Origin of the sequence: Streptomyces cupreus (assembly GCF_014257025.1) — a bacterium.
Classification (GTDB): domain Bacteria; phylum Actinomycetota; class Actinomycetes; order Streptomycetales; family Streptomycetaceae; genus Streptomyces; species Streptomyces cupreus.
Genome location: NZ_JACMSF010000006.1, coordinates 68024 through 84868 on the forward strand (window position 1 = coordinate 68024; position 16845 = coordinate 84868).

Here is a 16845-nt window from a genome sequence, read left to right on the forward strand (position 1 = left end):
ATTCCCCGCCCCCGGCACTCAGCCGGTGCCGGAGGGGTGACAACGGCCGCTAGCCGTTCGAGCGCCCGTGAACCTCAACCCACCTGGGTTGGAATCCCCCTCTTTAAGAGGGGGAGGATGTCAATTCGGTACGTCGACCTCCGCGCGGACGGTCTTGCCGGGAGGCTCCCGCTCCAGCACCTCCCAGCGGGCGGCGAACGCCTCGACGAGGACGAGTCCACGGCCGTACTCGTCGAGAGGGCATGGAGGTCTTACGTCCGCGGGGGCGGGCGGACGCCGTTCGGCGCAGGTGTCGCTGACCTCGACACGGACACTCCCGGTGACGAGCGACAGCCGTAGCTCGAAGTCCCGCCCGGGAACGCGGGCGTGGGTCACGGCATTGGTGGCCAGCTCGGCGACGATCGCGGCGACGGCGTCCGACACGTCGGTGCCGTGCGGGATGCCCCAGACGTGCAGCTGGCTCTGGGCGAGGTGGCGGGCGAGGCGGGCGCCGCGCGGGGTGGCGGTGAGGCGCTGGGCGAACACACTTACGGTAACCGGCGGTTGGGGGGTGCGCGGTGCAGGCATGCGCTCAATCTGGCGGCCGCGCGGGGCGCTTCACCAGGTCGGCGGCGCGTACGGTGCGGGAGCGTACGCGGTGACGGGGTGGACAGTACGCATGACTGACCGTAACCATGACCGGGGGAGGTGATCGGCAGTGGTCGATGGCGCGGGTGGCGAACCGGAGGCGTCGGACAGTCTGCGGACGTTCGGGGCGGTGGTGCAGGCGTTGCGGGAGCATGCCGGGCTGAGCCGGGAGGAGTTCGGGGAGCGGGTGGGGCTCTCGAAACACATGGTGGCGTCGATCGAGCAGGGGCGGCGGATGCCGGATCCGAGGTTCGGCGAGCGGGCGGAGGGGGTGCTGGGGAACACGGGTGCTCTGAGGAAGGCGGAACGGCATCTGGCTCGGCAGCCGGGGTTGGCGGCCTGGTTTCGACGGTGGGCGCGGCTGGAGGCCGCGGCGATCACGCTGTGTACCTACGAGTGCCGGTTGATCCCTGGGCTGTTGCAGACGGAGGCGTACGCTCGCCAACTGTTCAACGATGAGTTGCCGCCGCTGACCGACGAGCAGATCGAGGCCCAGTGGGAAGCACGGGCCGAACGGCAGCGGCTGCTGCGGGAACGGCCGAGCACCGAGTTCAGCTTCATCCTCGAAGAGCACCTGTTCCTGCGGCACACGGGCGGCGCCGACGTCACACGGGAGCTCATCGACCACGTGCTGGAGACCAGCACCCTGCGGAACGTCGAGATCCAGATCATGCCGGTGATGCGGGAATCGCATGCCGGACTGCATGGCCCCATGCAGTTGCTGGAGACCCCCGAGAACAAGTGGTTCGCGTACATCGAGGGTCCGGAATGCGGTCAGTTCATCTCCGACCCAAAGGTGGTGGGTGTGCTCCAGAGGAGGTATGCCAGGATGCGTGCGCAGGCTCTCTCACCCGAAGACTCCGTGAGCCTGTTGCAGCAGTTGCGAGGAGACGTATGAGCACCAGCGAACTGACGTGGTTCAAGTCGAGCTACAGCAGCAGCGGCTCCGGCGACTGCGTCGAGGTCGCCGTCACCGCCGCCACCGTGCACGTCCGCGACTCAAAGGACCGGCGGGGACCGCAGCTCACCCTCTCCCCCACCGCCTGGGCGGACTTCCTCGCCGGTCAGGCGGAGGGGCACTCCTTCCACGCGATGTGATACACGGTGCTGATGTCACCGTCGGTCGAGTCCATGGTCATGAAGCTGACCTTGTCCGGCGAGGAGGAGCCGGCGCTGACCCGGAGCTCGGTGTTGATGTTGAAGTTGCGCTGGACTCCGCAGGGCGCCCAGACGAGTTGGGCCCAGTCCGTGCTGTCCGTGGCCTGCCAGTTGTCGTTGAGGGGGCCGCTGAAGGGGTGGTTGCGGTACGCCGTCTGCGGCGAGCCCTGGAAGTAGTACGAGGCTCTCTGCATGGCGCTCGCGCCGGACTGGAGTGAGGCGAAGCCTCGGTAGTCGGCGCTGGCGATGGCGTAGGTGAAGCCCTGCGGGACGTGCACGACCAGGTTGAGCTGACAGTTCTTGCGGAAGGCGGTCGGGTCGGAGTTGCCGCCGACCTGGGCGAGGTAGTCGCTGTAGGTCACGGTGAAGGCGGTGTTGTCCTCGGAGACGGCGACGGCGGTCGTGCCCTGGGGGCAGCCGGAGCCGTTCACCGTGGCGACCTTGATGATGATCTTGTCGGGGGGCGGGTCGTCGAACGGGTCCGCCGCCTCCGCGGGCAGTGCGGTGGCGACCAGAGCGGCGAGCGCGGCGCCGCTCAGCAGAAGTCCACGTGCCATGGCTTCTCCTTGGGGTGGGGGGTGGCTACGCCTCCGACCCTTGGTTCACCTTTGAAGAATCAGTGATGTTTCTGTGAAGGCGGGAGGCGTTCGCATCGTAGGGAGCTGCCTTTGGCATGGACAGGTCGAACTCCAGCCATTCACAGGACCCCCAAGGGAACCCGCCGTGCGCCGAACGACCGTATGCTGGTTCTGAGGTCAATCTCCCGTGGCAGCCGGGACGTTGGCCCCTCCCACGATCCAGTGCGGCCCGACCGGCAGGGGGCGAAGGAAGGGCATGGACGTCCAGCTCAGACTGCTCGACGATCCCGACGGCGACGAACTCAAGCAGCTCTACGACTGGTTGCTCGCACAACGCGAACTGGACCTCGACGCGGAGATCAGCCTCCGCGGCGAACTCCCGCCCGCCGGGGACCCCGAGTCCACCATGGGCGACGCCTTCGACATCATCCAGCTGGTCCTGGAGTCGGTGTTCCAGCTGACCTCCCTGGGCTTCATCATCATCGAGTTCCGCAGGGCCCGGCGGCCCCGTTCGCATGTGATCGTCGAGCGTGACGGGCGCCGCGCCACCCTGCGGCCCGACGCGAACCCCGAAGAGGTCGAAACCTTCCTGCGCGACCTCGAAGCCATGAACGAACCGCCGGACGGCACCACGTGACCGAGGCGCTGCCCGACCCCGGCGCCTCCGCCGCCGTACTCATCGGTGTCGCCTCGTACAAGACGATGCAGAAGCTGCCCACGGTGGCGCGCAACCTCACCCGGCTCAAGGAGGCGCTGACCGACCGGGCGGTCTGGGGGCTGCCCCCGGACAAGTGCGTCGTCGTGCTCGACCCGAAGTCCTCCGACGATCTGATCGACCCGGTCGTGCAGGCGGCCAGGGCCGCCCGGGACACGCTGATCGTCTACTACGCCGGCCACGGCTTCGTCGATCCGCTCGGCGCCCTGCGCCTCACCATGATCGGCTCGGCGGAGGAACTGCCGCACAAGGCCGTGCTGTACAGCGAGGTCCGCGAGGCGCTGCGCCAGCACAACCGGGCTCGCCGCCGGGTCATCATCCTGGACTGCTGCTACAGCGGACGCGCCCTCGGCGACATGGACGCCCAGACGCGCACTCCGCTGCGGACGGTCGCGGACGTCAAGGGCATGAAGGGCAGCTATCTGCTGACCTCCGCCGCCGCCAACGTACGGGCGCTGGCGCCACGCGGCGAGGAGTGCACGGCTTTCACGGGCGAGTTCGTACGGGTCCTGCGCGAGGGCGTACCCGGCCGGGACGGGCAGCCGACGCGGCCCTTCCTCACTCTGGACGCGATCTACCGGGAGGTCCGCGGCTCCCTGGACCACCGCGGGAGACCCACCCCGCGCCAGCAGGACAACAACCAGGTCGGCCAGCTCCCCTTCGTCCGCAACCTCGCCCACCCGCTCCCGCCCGCCCGCTTCCTGCCCCCTCCCCCACGCGCCCGCTGGAAGCGCCGCACGGCCTTCGCCCTCGCCGCCCTCGCCCCCGTCGCCACACTCGCCGCCGACACCGGCAACATCCCCTCCGACGTCTGCTCGCCGCACGCCTCCCTGATCGGCTTCTCCGACAGCCTGGACAAGGTCACCTTCCAGGGCCGGCGCGTCTCCGGTCTGTCCTCGCTCGCCGTCTCCCACAGCACCGCGCTCTCGCTCGCCGACAACTCCTCGCCGGTGCTCTTCCGGATGACGCTGGGCGAACCGGGCAAGCCTCCCGAGCCCCGCATCACAGGCATGACGAGACTGCTGCGCCACGACGGCAGCCCCTACGGCGAGCGGGGCTTCGACGGAGAGGCGTTCGCCGTGGAGGACAGCGGCCGGACGGTCCTCGTGGCCTCCGAGCACACCCCCTCGATCGGCCGCTACAGCCTCGCCACCGGCGAGTTGCTGTACGAGCTGCCGGTCCCGGAGTCCTTCCGGGCCGACATCCCCGCCGGCGACGCCCAGCGCGGCGCGATCTTCGAGTCCCTCGCCCTCTCCCCCGACAGCCGACGGCTCTACGTCGGCCTGGAGGACCCCCTCGGCCGCGACGGCACCTATCGCGGCGGCAACCGCATCCGCATCCTGCGCTACATCGGCGAGCCGGGCGGCGCCTACCGCGTGGACGGCCAACTCGCCTACGAGACCGACTCCGGAATGCGCCTCGCCGAACTCGCCCCGATCGGCGACGGCCGCTTCCTCGCCCTGGAGCGCGGCTACACCGAGGGCCAGGGCAACAGCATCCGCGTCTACGAGGTGTCGCTGACCGGGCTGAGGGACGTCACCGAGGTGCCGTCGCTGGAGAGGACGCCCGCCTCGGCCTTCGTCGTCAAGCGGGAACTGGTCGACCTCGGTGACTGTCCCTCCTTCGGCGCCCGCGCGAAGCAGCCCCAGGTCAATCCGCTGCTGGACAACGCCGAGGGGATGGCGCTGGGCGGGACGCTGACCGAGGGTCCGCATCAGGGCCGGCGGGCGCTGTACCTGGTCACCGACGACAACGAGAACCCCGTACAGATCACCCGCTTCTACACACTCGCGGTCGACGTCTCCTGAGCCACGGGCTCCCGTTCGGCGCGGTAGGCGCGGATCGAGTACGTCAGGGCCGCGGCCCCAAGGGCGCACAGAACGACGTAGACGGGCGTGGTGGGGAGGGTCGTCCAATGTCGATCGAGCCGATCACCTTACGGGGTTCCATCCGGCCGCCGGCCAGCAGCGCGGGCGTGCCGACCGGACCCCAGCCGCCTCCGCCGGTCGCGTCCAGGAACCCGGCGACCAGGGGCGACCTCGGTCGACAGCCTGGACAGGACCGTGGCGCCCAGGAAGGCGCCCACCGCCCCCGGTACGCCGATCTTCGCGACGACCTTCCAGTCCACGTTCCCGAACCGCCAGTGCGCGGCGCCCGACATCAGGGTGGTGCCGATCTCGGCGAGGTGGACGGTGGCCGAGGCGGCGGCCGGGTTGGTGCCCATGGCCAGCAGCAGCGTGGTCGAGGTGACGCCGTAGGCCATGCCGAGGCTGCCGTCCACGAGCTGAGTGCGAGCTGAGAAAAGGCTCTAAGGGTTTTCCCAGGCGGCCGGTTCCGCGGCCAGCAGTTGTACGGACTCGGGCAGCGCGCCGCCCGCGATGTCCGCGATGGTGACGCCCTCCAGGATCCGGCGGACATTGGCGCGCAGCGCGATCCACAGCGGCAGCAGCGGCTCGGCCGAACCGGCGTAGGACAGCCCGGTCGGGCGGACCCCGCGCACGGAGACGATGGGGCCGTCGACGGCCCGGATCACATCGGCGACCGTGATCGCCGACGCGTCCCGGGCCAGCCGGTAGCCGCCGTTGCCGCCGCGCCGGCTGCCGACCAGACCGGCGCGGCGGAGGTCGCCGAGGATGCCCTCAAGGAACTTGTGCGGAATGTCCTGCACCGTGGCGATGGCCTCCGCCTTCACCGGGCCGTCGTCGTGGCGCACGGCGAGCTCCAATACCGCTCGTACCGCGTAGTCCGCCCGTGCCGAGATCCTCATACGACCATTGTCACCGCTGTCACACGTGCCCGATGTCAGCCCAGCCGGATCACGTTCCAGGACAGCGGTTCCAGTACGGCGGTCAGACGGCCGTCCGTGAGCGCCGCGCCCTCGACCGGGTGCGGGGTGACCCGCTCGGGCTCGTCGAGGGTGTTGCGGGCGTCCGGGTCGGCGTCGGCGAGCGCGCTGTGCTCGACGACCCGCGTCAGGTCGAGCCCGTTCAGGGCGACTTCGAGCGGCAGCGACTCGGTGCGGCTGCGGTTCACCGCGAACACGGTGACCGTGCCGTCCTCGGCGCGCACGGCGGTGGCGTGCAGCAGATCGGCCTCGCCGTACTTCTTCGTCTCGTACGTCGGCGAGTCCACCCGTACGTCGAGGACCTGGCCGCGGCCGTACTGGGCGGCCTGCGCGAACGGGAAGAACGTCGTCTGCCGCCACGCCGGGCCGCCGGGCTCGGTCATGATCGGGGCGATGACGTTCACGAGCTGCGCGAGACAGGCGACCGTGACGCGGTCCGCGTGGCGGAGCAGGGCGATCAGGAGCGAGCCGAAGACGACGGCGTCGGTGACGCTGTAGTTGTCCTCCAGCAGGCGGGGCGCCTCGGGCCAGTCGTCCTGCTCGAACGTCGTCGCCTGCTCCTGCCAGCGGGACAGGTACCAGACGTTCCACTCGTCGAAGGAGAGGTTGATCTTCTTCTTCGACTTCAGCCGCGCGCCGACGTGGTCGCAGGTGGCGACCACGTTCTCGATGAAGGACTCCATGTCGACGGCGGAGGCGAGGAAGGAGTCGACGTCATCGTCGACCGGCTCGTAGTAGGCGTGCAGGGAGATGTAGTCGACGAGGTCGTACGTCTCCTTGAGGACCGTCGCCTCCCACTCGGCGAAGGTCTCCATCGACTGGCCGGAGCTGCCGCAGGCGACGAGTTCGACGCAGGGGTCGAGCTGGCGCATGGCACGGGCCGTCTCGGCGGCGATACGGCCGTACTCCTCGGCCGTCTTGTGGCCGGTCTGCCAGGGGCCGTCCATCTCGTTGCCCAGGCACCAGAGCCGGATGCCGAAGGGGTCCTTGTCGCCGTGGCCGCGGCGGAGGTCGGAGAGTGCGGTGCCCGAGGGGTGGTTGGCGTACTCCTGGAGCTCCAGGGCCTCGGCGACGCCGCGTGTACCCAGGTTCACGGCCATCATCGGTTCGGCCTGGGGGCCGATCTTCTTCAGGAAGGCGATGTATTCGGAGAGGCCGAAGCGGTTGGACTCCGTCGAGTGCCAGGCGAGGTCCAAGCGGCGGGGGCGGTCTTCGGCGGGGCCTACGGAGTCTTCCCACTTGTAGCCGGAGACGAAGTTGCCTCCGGGGTAGCGGATGGCTGTTACGCCGAGTTCTTTGACGAGGTCCAGGACGTCCTGGCGGATTCCGGCTTCGTCCGCGGTGGGGTGGGTCGGTTCGAAGATGCCTGTGTATACGCAGCGGCCGAGGTGTTCTACGAAGGATCCGAAGAGACGGGGGTTGACCTCGCCGACGGTGAACGCCGGGTCGAGGGTGAAGCGGGCAATGCTCTTGCTCATGAGGTCCTCTCGGATACAGGAGTTACTTGACCGTGGGCCAACCATCGCGGGACCAGCTCAGCCTGTTCAGCCCTAGCTTTGGCGTGCCCTCGTCCTCCGCGTCGTAGTAGTGGTACGCCAGCCAGTCCTCTTCCCTGTCCTGGAAGACCGACTGGCCGCCCGTGCCGATGAAGCGGCCGTGGCCCTCCAGGACCAGGTCGCCGCCGCCCTCCAGCATGGGCTTGCCGGTGCTGTCGACGTAGGGGCCCTTGATGTCCGTCGAACGGCCCACCTTGATCTTGTAGGTGGAGTTCACGCCCGAGCAGCAGGCGTCGTAGGAGGCGAAGAGGTAGTAGTGGCGACCGTGTTTGACGATGTAGGGGCCCTCGACGGCGTACGGGAGGTCGGGGCGGGTGGCCAGGTGGTGGACGGTCGTGTCAGGGACGGCCTTTCCGGTGACCGGGTCGAGTTGGACCATCCGGATGCCCGTCCAGTACGAGCCGAAGGACATCCACAGCTTGCCGTCCGCCTTGATCAGGGCGGGGTCGATGGCGTTCCAGTGGTCGGTCTTCTCCGAGGTGAAGACCTTGCCGTGGTCCGTCCAGGTGCCGGGGAGGCCGGAGGGGGAGGTGGCCACGCCTATCGCGGAGTGGTTGGTGCCCCAGCTCGACACCGCGTAGTACAGCCAGTACCTGCCCGCTCGGTAGGAGATGTCCGGGGCCCAGGGGTCGCCGGTGTCGTTGTACTCGTACCACCAACTCGGCGGCCGGGCGAAGGCGTTGCCCGCGTCGTCCCACTGCTTGCCGTCCTTCGAGAGGCGGGCACCGATGATGCCGCCCGTCGAATACGCCGCGTAGTCACCGGACTTGAGGCGGATGACGGTGGGGTCGTGGATGATCTGCTGGCCGGTGATGGGGCGGGGGTCGGGGTAGGACTCCGCCGCCTGTGCCGCGTGGGGCAGCAGGGCCAGCACGGCCGCCGTCGTCACGGCGGTGAGGGTTCTGCGCAGGGTCACTGTCCCGCCAATCCCGTGTGGGCGACGCCCGCCACGATCTGCCGCTGGAAGAAGACGAACACGACGATCAGGGGCAGGCCGGCCATCAGGCCGCCGGCCATGAGCTGGGCCCACTGGATGCCGTAGGAGTTCATGACGGTCGCGATGCCGTTCGGCATGGTCATCAGGTCGGGGTTGTTGGTCACCATGTACGGCCACAGGAAGTTGTTCCACGAGGCGATGAAGGTGAAGATGCCGACCGCCGCGAGGGAGGGGCGGGCGAGCGGGACGACGATGGTGAAGAAGACCCGCCAGCGGCCCGCGCCGTCGATGAACGCGGCCTCCTCCAGCTCACGCGGGATGCCCTGGAAGAACTTGTAGAGGATGTAGACCATCGCGGCGGGCGCGCACTGCGGCAGGATCATGCCCCAGTAGGTGTCGACCATCCCCATCTGCTGGACCGTGGTGAACAGGGGTACGCCGAGGACCGCCGGGGAGATCATCAGGCCCGACATCACGATGCCCATGAGGACGTTCTTGCCGCGGAACTCGGTGCGGGCGAAGCCGTATCCGGCGAGGGCGCTGACGACGAGGACGACGGTCGTGACGCACACCGAGACGACCAGGGAGTTCACGAACCAGTTGGTGACGTTGCCGGTCTCCCACAGCGACTTCCACGCCTGGGTCGTCCAGACCTCCGGCAGCCAGTGCGGCGGGATCTCGGCGGCCTCGGCCTCGGACTTGAGCGAGGTGAGCAGGGCCGCGGCGATCGGCGCCACGAAGACGGCGGAGACGGCGACGCCGATCAGGGTGAGGACGATCTGGCTGGGCGTCCAGGGCTTGCGGGACCTGACCCGTATCTGGGTGGCGCTCATCGGGTGCCCTCCTCACGGTTGCGCAGCAGCGCCATCCGCGCGAGGGCGACGGCTGCGATGAGCACGAAGAAGATGATGGACATCGCGGAGGCGTAGCCCACGCGGTAGCTGGTGAAGCCCTGTTCGAGGGTGTACTGCACGAAGGAGCGGGTGCTGAGCTCAGGACCCGGTCCGAAGTCCATCATCACGACGGCCTGGTCGAAGAGCTGGAGCGAGGCGAGGATCTGGAGCGCGATCACCAGGCCTGTGATGTTGCGCAGCATCGGCAGCGTGATGTGGACGATGCGGTGCCAGGCGTTGGCGCCGTCCAGCTTGGCGGCCTCGTAGAGGTGGTCGGGGATGCCCTGGAGGGCGGCGAGGTAGAGCAGGAAGGAGAAGCCGACCGTCCACCACAGGGTCTGGATGACGATGGCGAGCATGGCGTACGACTTGTCGGTCAGCCAGGGTGTGGTGAGCCCGAAGGTCTCGTTGACCAGGCCGATGCCCTGGGTGAACAGCCACTGCCACATGTTGGCCGCGACGGTGGACGGCAGCAGGAACGGGGCGAAGAAGCACAGCCGCCACAGCCATTTGCCGCGCTCGATGTGGTGCGCGAGCATCGCGAGCAGGAAGGCGAGCACGGTGATGCAGGGGACGACGAGCAGCGTGAAGTAGGCGCTGTGGCCGAGCGCGTCCCACATCGCGGAGTCGTTCAGGGCCTCGCGGTAGTTGTCGAGGCCGACGAAGCTCGCGCCCTCGCCGGAGATGTTGGCGTCCGTGAAGCTGAGGTAGACACCGCGCAGCAGCGGCCAGATCACGAACAGGGCGAACAGGGCCAGGAAGGGGGCGACGAACCAACCCCCGTGCTGAAAGCCCTGCTTGCGGCGGACGGTGGCACTCGCGGCGGCGGTCCTCGCCCGCGCCGGTGCGACGACGGTCTGAGCGCTGGTCGCCATCATGCGGCCGCACCTCCCTGCGCGGCGGTCGTGCCGTCCATCGGGTTCTTCGAGGCGAGGAGCGTGGTGAGCCGGGACTTCATCCGTGCCGCGACGGCGGCCGGCTTGGCGGAGCCCATCGTCGAGGAGACGACGACCGGGCCGAGGTCCTGGGCGAGCACGCCGGTGGAGCCCGCGAACCACACCTTCGGCTCGGTGGCCTGGTGGTCCATGGCACTCACATACTCGTTCTGCGGGGTGAGCTTCCGGTACGCGTCCGTGGAGAGCGTCGGCGTGTACGCCGGGATGTGGCCGCCGGCCGCCCACTGCTGGGCGTGGGTGACGACGTACGCGGCCAGTCGGTGCGCGGCCTCGTCGGTGGCGCCCCCGCGGCCCGACTGGTGCGGCAGCACGAAGGCGTGCGACTCGGCGTGGGTGGCCTGCTTGCCGAAGACGGGCGGCAGCGGGGTGGCGCCGTAGTCGAGTTCGGCACCGGAGAAGACCGGTACGGACCAGTTGCCCTCCCAGGTGAAGGGGGCGCCGTTGATGAACTGCTCGCCGGTGGGGGCGCCGGGGATGACATAGCCGTCGGTGACGTGCTGCCGCAGGAACTCCAGGACCTGGGTGGCCTTGTCGGCGTCGAAGAGGACCTCGGTGCGGGCGTCGTTGAACCACTCGCCGCCGAGCTGGGTGTAGAAGGCGACGAAGAACCACCACTGGAAGTTCTGGTCGTTGGTCCACAGGCCGATCGTCTGAAGGCCCTTCTTCTGGACCGCCTTGGCCTTCTTCAGGACGTCGAACCACTCGTCGGTGGAGCCGACCGGGATCATCCGGCCGTCGTCGCCGAGCAGATCCGCCTGCTTCAGCACGTCCTTGCGGTAGAAGCAGAGCTGGACGTGGATGTCGAGCGGCAGCGCGTAGAGCTTGCCGTCGATGACGCCTCGGCTCCACAGCGCGGGGTTGAAGTCCTGTTGTCGTACGCCGTACTTGGCGAGCAGGTCGACGTCCCACGGATCGAGGAGCCGGCCCGGTGAGAAGCCGGCCACCCGGCCCATGTGCATGACGCCGAGCTCGGGGGCGCGGTTGCCCGCGGCGGCCATGGCGAGCTTGGTGTAGAAGGGGTTGCCCCACTGGAGCGTGGAGTCCTTGACGGCGATGTCGGATTGCTCCTTACGGAAGGCGTCCAGCATCGCGATCATGTTGGATCCGTCGCCGCCGCTGAAGAGGTTCCAGTAGCGCACCCGGGTGTCGGCGCCGGAGGCGAGTGCGTCGGCCCCGGTCCCGAGCGCCGCGAAGCCGAAGCTTCCGGCGACCGTCAACCCGCCGATACCGGCGAGGAGTTGCCTGCGACTCAGGCCAGGTCGTCCCATGCCCTGCCCTTACTGTTCGAGGTACACGTATGTCCGAGATTTCGAATACTGCCCGTAACTTCGAACGGGACCGTAAAGTTGATGCGCCGGCACGTCAATGGGTTGCGCAGGATTTCAAGCCGCTTTCAGACCCCGGACCTTCGCGAACGGTCGTTCCCGTTTGAACAACGGTCGCCCGACCGCATGACGCGGACAGCACCGTCCGCGTACTCTCGAACGGCCTGCCCTACAGCACCGGGACGGCGGCTGGACAAAGGGGGATGGATGGACATCGCGGGCGCGCGCAGAGGGGCGGCCCGGGTCGCGGCAGCGCTGCGGCGGCGCCCACGCGGCGGCCCCGCGATGCGCGGTCTCGCGGCCGAACTCGCCACCGCGATGCGGGCGAACGGCCGCCGCCCGGCCGATGTACGCGAGCTGTGCGCGGCCCTGTGCGAGGAGATGAGCGCCCGCCGCGGCGGCCGACCCGTCGAACTGCGCTTCGAGCGCTTCCCCGACGAGATCGAAGTCACCGGGCTGTGGGTGGAGTTCCAGGACTTCGACCTGGTCATCGTCGAGGAGCGGGCCGAGGCGATGCAGCAACTGGTCATTCTGGGACATGAGTTGTGGCATCTGCATGCGGGGCATCGGCACCCCCACATCGCCGGTGCAGCGGCCGTGGACGCCCTGGCCGAGCGGCCCGACTGGCAGGACGTCGCGCTCACCGTCGCCGCCCGCAACGGCTCCCGCGAGCGCGACGAGGCCGACGCCGACGACTTCGGGCACCGGCTGGCGGCGATCTTCCGGCCGTACCTGACGGCCCCCGAGACCCGGCCAACGCTCGACCCGCTCCAGCGTTCCCTCGGCTACCGCGGACGAGGAGGCCCGACAGGATGACGACGACGTACGCCCTGGACCCTTCCGCCCTGCTCAGTGACTTCTACATCTCCTTCTGGATCCCCACCGCGGTCCTCGCCGCCGCCCTGGCGATCAAGCTGCCCTCCATCATCCGGCTCTGGCGCGACCCGCTACTGCGCGCGGTCGGCGGACTGCTGCTGCTCGCCTGCGGGGTGTTCGTCTTCTGCTCGCCCTCGACCATCGCCCAGGTCAACCGGCTGGTCGGCGTGCCCAACATCTCGGCGCCCTGGTGCTATTCGTTGCTGACGGCGTTCTGCGGCTCCTGTCTGCTGCTGATCATCGCCTGGCGCAACGGCCTGTCCGACCGCAACGCCGCCACCCGCCGCGCCATGCGCTGGCTCGTCTCCGTCTACTCGGGCGTGATCGTCGCCCTGTGGGTGCTGTTCGCCCTCGCGGACGCCCCCGTGGAGCGGCTGCGGGATCTGGACACGTACTACGCCAACACCCCGTTCATGCGCGAGGAGATCGTCCTCTACCTCCTCGCGCACACCGTGGCCGTACTGATCACGTCCCGGCTGATCTGGAACTGGGTGCGCACCGACGGCCTTGACGCCTGGCTGCGCTGGGGACTGAAGCTGCTGGGGGCCGGCTATGTGGTGAACCTCGTCTTCGACGGCGCCAAGATCACCGCGGTGGTGGCCCGCTGGACCGGCAACGACCTGGACTGGCTCAGCACCGACCTGGCCCCGCCGGTGGCCGCGGTCTCCGCCATCCTCATCGCGGTCGGCTTCATCCTCCCGCACGCCGGCCAGTACCTCCACGACCGCTGGCGGGTCCGGCTCGCCCACCGCGAACTGCGGCCCCTGTACCTGCTGATGCGCACGGTCAGCGGCAACCGCCTCCCCTTCGTGCTGCGCGCCACCCCCGAACTGCGCCTGATCCGCCGGGAGACGTTCATCCGCGACGTCCTGCTCCCCCTCGCCCGCCACATCGACGAGGGCCTGCGCCGACGCGCCTACGACCGCGGAATCGCCCTCGGCTTCAACCCCGCCCGCTCCCGGGCGCTGGCCGCCGCGGTGGCGATCCAGGACGCGGTCGAGGCCAAGCGGCGGGCCCCGGACAGCGAGGGAACGGGCGACCCCGACACCACCGAGCTGCTCCGGGAGATCGGCGCTGTGTCACGGGCGCTGCGCCGCCCGGACCTGCTGGAAGCGGTTCGAGACGGTACGGCGGAGTCGCAATCCATGGCGTCCACGTCCCGTTAGTCACCGATGCCGCTGAAGTCCTCGATACCGATGGGTGTCCCATGCCGTGTTCGCGTGCTGTAGTGCGAGCTGTATTCGCGCCGTTCTGGCGAAGAACAAGTCGTCCATGAGTGACCGTTCAGGAGCAAGCCGTCCATGAGTGATCGCAGTGCCACCGCCGTCGTGCTCGGCGGCTCCGTCGCCGGGATGCTCACCGCCCGCGCGCTGGCGTCCGTCGGCGTCCGTGTCACGGTCGTCGAGCGCGACGCCCTCCCGGCGGGCCCCGAACCACGCAAGGGCCTCCCCCAGGCCCGCCATGTCCACCAGCTGTGGTCCGGAGGCGCACACGCCATGGAGGAACTCCTCCCGGGCGTCACGGCGCGGCTCCGGGAGGCGGGCGCAAGGCGACTTCCGGTCACCACGGACATGGTCGGCCTCTCGCCGCGCGGCTGGTACCGGCGCTGGGCCGAGTCCCACTTCATGCTGCTGTGCAGCCGGGACCTGCTGGACGCGACGGTACGCGCCCAGGTCCTCGCCGACGAGCGGATCGAGCTGGTGGAGCGAGCGGAGGTGCTGGACCTGGAGGGCACGGCCGCCGCCGTGACCGGCGTACTCCTGCGCGCCCACGACGACATCCGGCGCACCCTGCGGGCCGACCTGGTCGTCGACGCGACGGGACGCGGATCTCGTACGCCCCACTGGCTGACGGCGCTCGGGCTGCCGCAGGCGGAGGTGCGGGAGGTGAACTCCGGTGTGGCATACGCAAGCCGCCTGTTCCAGGCGCCGGAGGCGGCCGAGGACGACTTCCCGGTGGTCAACATCCAGCCGGAGCCGCGCAGCGGTGGCCCCGGGCGGGGCGGTGTACTGTTACCGATCGAGCACGGACGCTGGCTGGTCACCCTGTTCGGCACACGGGGCGGTGAACCGACGTCCACGACGGCCGACTTCGACGTCTACGCCCGCAAGGAGCAGCGGCATCCGATCCTGGCGGACCTGATCGCGCAGGCGGAACCCTTGTCCGACGTGTCCTTCACCCGTGCGACGGCGAATCGCCGCCACTTCTACGAGCGGATGGCCGGGTGGCCGGAGAACTTCGTGGTCGTCGGCGACGCGCTGGCCGCGTTCAACCCCATCTACGGGCACGGCATGTCTGTGGCCGCACAGGCGGCGGTGGCCCTGCGTACCACTGTGCAGGACTTCGGCTGGGGAACGCCCGGTCTGTCACGGCGCCTGCAGAAGGCGGTGGCCCGACCGGCGCGGGCGGCCTGGGACTTGGCCATCGGGCAGGACGTGTTCTATCCCGGGGTGACGGAGTCGGGGCCCACGCGGGCGGAAAGGCTGGTGTCCGCGTACGTCGACCGTCTGACGTACACGGCGACGGGGAACGGCCGCGTGGCGCGGGCGGTGACGGATGTGATGTCGCTGGAGAAGGGGGCCGGGGTGCTGCTGACGCCGAGTGTGCTGCTGGCGGCGGTGGTCGGCCCGCTCAAGCCTGCGCTGAGCGGACCGCCTTTGACCGGGGATGAGTTGAAGCGGGCGGGGTTGCAGTAATCAGCCCATCAGCCCGCGAAGGGCGGCTGGGTGAGCCCCTTCCCCGCCCCCGGCACCACCAGCAGCGAGCCGGCCACCGGATGCGGGGCGTCCAGCCCCACCCGGGCCGTGGTGATGTACAGGTCGGTCAGGTCCGCGCCGCCGAAGGCGCAGGCCGTGATCCGGGGGGTGGGGAGGGTGATCTCCCGGTCCAGCTCCCCGGTGGGGGTGTACCGGCGCACCGCCCCTCCGTCCCACAGGGCCACCCACACACAGCCGTCCGCGTCGACGGTGAGACCGTCGGGGAATCCGGCGCCGTCCTCGATCTCGGCGAGGGGGCGGCGGTTGGTGACGGTCCCGTCCTCGGCGTAGTCGAAGACGTCGACGCGGCGGGTGGGCGAGTCGATGTAGTAAAGGAGACGGCCGTCGGGGCTCCAGCCGGTGCCGTTGCTGACGGCGACGTCGTCGAGGACGACGGTGGCGGAGCCTTCAGGTTCAGGGGCGTACCGGGACAGCGTGCCGCCGCCCGGCGCCTCGTCGTAGCGCATCGTGCCGGCCCAGAGGGAGCCGTCGGGGGCGACGGCGGCGTCGTTGGCGCGGCGGCCCGGGACCGGTTCGCGATGGAGCCAGCGGAAGGAGCCGTCGGGGTCGAGGAGGGCGACGCCGTCGCGGAGGTTGAGGACGAGACCGCCGTTCGCGCGCGGCTTCACGGCTCCGACGTGCTGGTCGGTGGTACGGGTGGTGCGACGGCCGGAGGAAGGCTCGTAGGTGTGGATACGCGATCCGAGGATGTCGATCCAGATCAGCCGCCCGGTCGCCGGATCCCAGGTGGGCCCCTCCCCGAGGGTCGCCTCCGCCCGTACCGCTACCTCATACGTCATGCGACGCTCCGGTGGCCGAGCCGCTCGGAGAGCTCGGCGGCGCCCTTGGCGGCGAGCTGCTCCAGTTCCGCCTTGCGCTCCTCGCTCCAGCGGATCATGGGCACGGAGATGGACAGCGCGGCGACGACCCGGCCGGTGCGGTCCCGTACCGGGGCGGCGACGCAGGAGACGTCCGGGTTGGACTCGCGGCTCTCCACGGCGATCCCGCGCCGGTGAATCTCGGCGAGGGCCTCGCGCAGAACGGCCGGGTCGGTGATGCTGTTGGGGGTCATCGCGACCAGCTCGGCATCGTCCGGGATGCGCGAGGTGAGCTCCTGCTCCGGCAGGGACGCCAGCAGCATCTTGCCGACGGAGGTGCAGTGGGCGGGCAGGCGACGGCCGGCCGCCGACACCATGCGCACGGCGTGCGTGGAGTCGACCTTGGCGATGTAGATGACGTCGGTGCCTTCGAGGATCGCCACGTGTACGGTCTCGTCGCAGGTCTCGGCGACCGACCGGGCCACCTGCTGGCCCTCGGCGGCGAGGTCGAGCTGCTCGGCGTAGCGGCTGCCGAGCTGGTACGGCCGTACGCCCAGCCGATAGCGGCCCGGCTGCCCCGGCACCGGGACGATGTAGGACCGGGCGGCGAGCGTGGTGACGAGTTCGTGCACGGTGGTGCGCGGGAGCTGGAGCTTGCGCACGATGTCGGGGGCGGAGAGTGTGCCGTCCCCGTCGAGGAAGAGCTCAAGGATGTCGAGAGCCCGGGTCACAGCAGGTACGAGGCGTCCCACGTCCGGCCCCCTCCCTTTGATGTCTGCGAAGTTGATGCCCGGCGGTGTTCGAA

18 protein-coding genes are annotated in these 16845 nt (G+C 69.6%); 7 read left to right on the plus strand and 11 right to left on the minus strand.

Going from position 1 to position 16845, the window contains the following annotated elements:
• Positions 1 to 120 precede the first annotated feature (120 nt).
• Positions 121 to 567, minus strand: a complete 447-nt coding sequence (locus H4N64_RS07770) for an ATP-binding protein (protein WP_186281369.1) — start codon at positions 565 to 567, stop codon at positions 121 to 123.
• A gap of 130 nt (positions 568 to 697) precedes the next feature.
• Between H4N64_RS07770 and H4N64_RS07775 the strand changes: the two genes are divergently transcribed.
• A complete protein-coding gene (locus H4N64_RS07775) occupies positions 698 to 1525 on the plus strand; it encodes a Scr1 family TA system antitoxin-like transcriptional regulator (protein ID WP_186281370.1) in 828 nt (275 codons plus the stop codon).
• Positions 1522 to 1725, plus strand: coding sequence for a DUF397 domain-containing protein (locus H4N64_RS07780; protein WP_186281371.1), 204 nt, complete (start codon positions 1522 to 1524; stop codon positions 1723 to 1725). Before H4N64_RS07775 ends, H4N64_RS07780 begins: the two co-directional genes overlap by 4 nt.
• Here the strand turns inward: H4N64_RS07780 and H4N64_RS07785 are convergent.
• Complete coding sequence (locus tag H4N64_RS07785) at positions 1692 to 2342, minus strand: DUF4360 domain-containing protein (RefSeq protein ID WP_186281372.1); 651 nt, start codon at positions 2340 to 2342, stop codon at positions 1692 to 1694. The genes H4N64_RS07780 and H4N64_RS07785 overlap by 34 nt on opposite strands.
• A 277-nt stretch (positions 2343 to 2619) precedes the next feature.
• Between H4N64_RS07785 and H4N64_RS07790 the strand changes: the two genes are divergently transcribed.
• Complete coding sequence (locus H4N64_RS07790) at positions 2620 to 3000, plus strand: effector-associated constant component EACC1 (RefSeq protein ID WP_186281373.1); 381 nt, start codon at positions 2620 to 2622, stop codon at positions 2998 to 3000.
• Positions 2997 to 4886 carry a caspase, EACC1-associated type gene (locus H4N64_RS46195; protein WP_186281374.1) on the plus strand — a complete coding sequence of 630 codons (1890 nt, stop codon included), beginning with the start codon at positions 2997 to 2999 and terminating at the stop codon, positions 4884 to 4886. Before H4N64_RS07790 ends, H4N64_RS46195 begins: the two co-directional genes overlap by 4 nt.
• 128 nt (positions 4887 to 5014) lie before the next feature.
• On the opposite strand, the gene H4N64_RS07800 is transcribed toward H4N64_RS46195, so the two are convergent.
• The 7 genes from H4N64_RS07800 to H4N64_RS07830 are packed head-to-tail and all read right to left on the minus strand — an operon-like array spanning position 5015 to position 11533.
• Positions 5015 to 5359: a sulfite exporter TauE/SafE family protein gene (locus tag H4N64_RS07800; RefSeq protein WP_336246656.1), complete on the minus strand. Its 345-nt coding sequence runs from the start codon at positions 5357 to 5359 to the stop codon at positions 5015 to 5017.
• A 27-nt stretch (positions 5360 to 5386) separates the two neighbouring features.
• On the minus strand, positions 5387 to 5845 hold the full coding sequence (locus H4N64_RS07805) for an RrF2 family transcriptional regulator (RefSeq protein ID WP_186281375.1): 459 nt from the start codon (positions 5843 to 5845) through the stop codon (positions 5387 to 5389).
• 35 nt (positions 5846 to 5880) lie between these two features.
• Positions 5881 to 7401 carry an arabinosylfuranosidase ArfA gene (arfA, locus tag H4N64_RS07810; RefSeq protein ID WP_186281376.1) on the minus strand — a complete coding sequence of 507 codons (1521 nt, stop codon included), beginning with the start codon at positions 7399 to 7401 and terminating at the stop codon, positions 5881 to 5883.
• Positions 7402 to 7423: 22 nt separating this feature from the next.
• Positions 7424 to 8395 carry a family 43 glycosylhydrolase gene (locus tag H4N64_RS07815; RefSeq protein ID WP_186281377.1) on the minus strand — a complete coding sequence of 324 codons (972 nt, stop codon included), beginning with the start codon at positions 8393 to 8395 and terminating at the stop codon, positions 7424 to 7426.
• Entirely contained in the window at positions 8392 to 9249 is an 858-nt protein-coding gene (locus tag H4N64_RS07820; protein WP_186281378.1) for a carbohydrate ABC transporter permease, read from the minus strand. Before H4N64_RS07820 ends, H4N64_RS07815 begins: the two co-directional genes overlap by 4 nt.
• On the minus strand, positions 9246 to 10187 hold the full coding sequence (locus H4N64_RS07825) for a carbohydrate ABC transporter permease (protein WP_186281379.1): 942 nt from the start codon (positions 10185 to 10187) through the stop codon (positions 9246 to 9248). The genes H4N64_RS07820 and H4N64_RS07825 overlap by 4 nt, the downstream gene beginning before the upstream one ends.
• Positions 10184 to 11533 (minus strand): extracellular solute-binding protein, encoded by a 1350-nt coding sequence (locus tag H4N64_RS07830; RefSeq protein WP_186281380.1) that lies wholly within the window; start codon positions 11531 to 11533, stop codon positions 10184 to 10186. Before H4N64_RS07830 ends, H4N64_RS07825 begins: the two co-directional genes overlap by 4 nt.
• Before the next feature lie 264 nt (positions 11534 to 11797).
• Here H4N64_RS07830 and H4N64_RS07835 point away from each other — a divergent pair, with 264 nt between their 5' ends.
• The 3 genes from H4N64_RS07835 to H4N64_RS07845 all read left to right on the plus strand — a co-directional run bounded on the left by H4N64_RS07835 (position 11798) and on the right by H4N64_RS07845 (position 15162).
• Entirely contained in the window at positions 11798 to 12406 is a 609-nt protein-coding gene (locus H4N64_RS07835) for a toxin-antitoxin system, toxin component family protein (protein WP_186281381.1), read from the plus strand.
• A complete protein-coding gene (locus tag H4N64_RS07840) occupies positions 12403 to 13632 on the plus strand; it encodes an MAB_1171c family putative transporter (RefSeq protein WP_186281382.1) in 1230 nt (409 codons plus the stop codon). Before H4N64_RS07835 ends, H4N64_RS07840 begins: the two co-directional genes overlap by 4 nt.
• Before the next feature lie 135 nt (positions 13633 to 13767).
• Complete coding sequence (locus tag H4N64_RS07845) at positions 13768 to 15162, plus strand: FAD-dependent oxidoreductase (protein WP_186281383.1); 1395 nt, start codon at positions 13768 to 13770, stop codon at positions 15160 to 15162.
• An 8-nt stretch (positions 15163 to 15170) separates the two neighbouring features.
• Here H4N64_RS07845 and H4N64_RS07850 read toward each other — a convergent pair whose 3' ends face one another.
• Positions 15171 to 16022 carry an SMP-30/gluconolactonase/LRE family protein gene (locus tag H4N64_RS07850; protein ID WP_186281384.1) on the minus strand — a complete coding sequence of 284 codons (852 nt, stop codon included), beginning with the start codon at positions 16020 to 16022 and terminating at the stop codon, positions 15171 to 15173.
• Entirely contained in the window at positions 16019 to 16792 is a 774-nt protein-coding gene (locus H4N64_RS07855) for an IclR family transcriptional regulator domain-containing protein (RefSeq protein ID WP_186281385.1), read from the minus strand. The genes H4N64_RS07850 and H4N64_RS07855 overlap by 4 nt, the downstream gene beginning before the upstream one ends.
• Between the last annotated feature and the right edge of the window lie 53 nt (positions 16793 to 16845).

Bases quoted from the DNA above. Each gene is read 5' to 3' on its own strand.
- H4N64_RS07770 (WP_186281369.1), bottom strand. From the start codon at position 567: ATGCCTGCACCGCGCACCCCCCAACCGCCGGTTACCGTAAGTGTGTTC.
- H4N64_RS07780 (WP_186281371.1), top strand. From the start codon at position 1,522: ATGAGCACCAGCGAACTGACGTGGTTCAAGTCGAGCTACAGCAGCAGC.
- H4N64_RS07785 (WP_186281372.1), bottom strand. From the start codon at position 2,342: ATGGCACGTGGACTTCTGCTGAGCGGCGCCGCGCTCGCCGCTCTGGTC.
- H4N64_RS07790 (WP_186281373.1), top strand. From the start codon at position 2,620: ATGGACGTCCAGCTCAGACTGCTCGACGATCCCGACGGCGACGAACTC.
- H4N64_RS07805 (WP_186281375.1), bottom strand. From the start codon at position 5,845: ATGAGGATCTCGGCACGGGCGGACTACGCGGTACGAGCGGTATTGGAG.
- arfA (WP_186281376.1), bottom strand. From the start codon at position 7,401: ATGAGCAAGAGCATTGCCCGCTTCACCCTCGACCCGGCGTTCACCGTC.
- H4N64_RS07820 (WP_186281378.1), bottom strand. From the start codon at position 9,249: ATGAGCGCCACCCAGATACGGGTCAGGTCCCGCAAGCCCTGGACGCCC.
- H4N64_RS07825 (WP_186281379.1), bottom strand. From the start codon at position 10,187: ATGATGGCGACCAGCGCTCAGACCGTCGTCGCACCGGCGCGGGCGAGG.
- H4N64_RS07830 (WP_186281380.1), bottom strand. From the start codon at position 11,533: ATGGGACGACCTGGCCTGAGTCGCAGGCAACTCCTCGCCGGTATCGGC.
- H4N64_RS07835 (WP_186281381.1), top strand. From the start codon at position 11,798: ATGGACATCGCGGGCGCGCGCAGAGGGGCGGCCCGGGTCGCGGCAGCG.
- H4N64_RS07840 (WP_186281382.1), top strand. From the start codon at position 12,403: ATGACGACGACGTACGCCCTGGACCCTTCCGCCCTGCTCAGTGACTTC.
- H4N64_RS07845 (WP_186281383.1), top strand. From the start codon at position 13,768: ATGAGTGATCGCAGTGCCACCGCCGTCGTGCTCGGCGGCTCCGTCGCC.
- H4N64_RS07850 (WP_186281384.1), bottom strand. From the start codon at position 16,022: ATGACGTATGAGGTAGCGGTACGGGCGGAGGCGACCCTCGGGGAGGGG.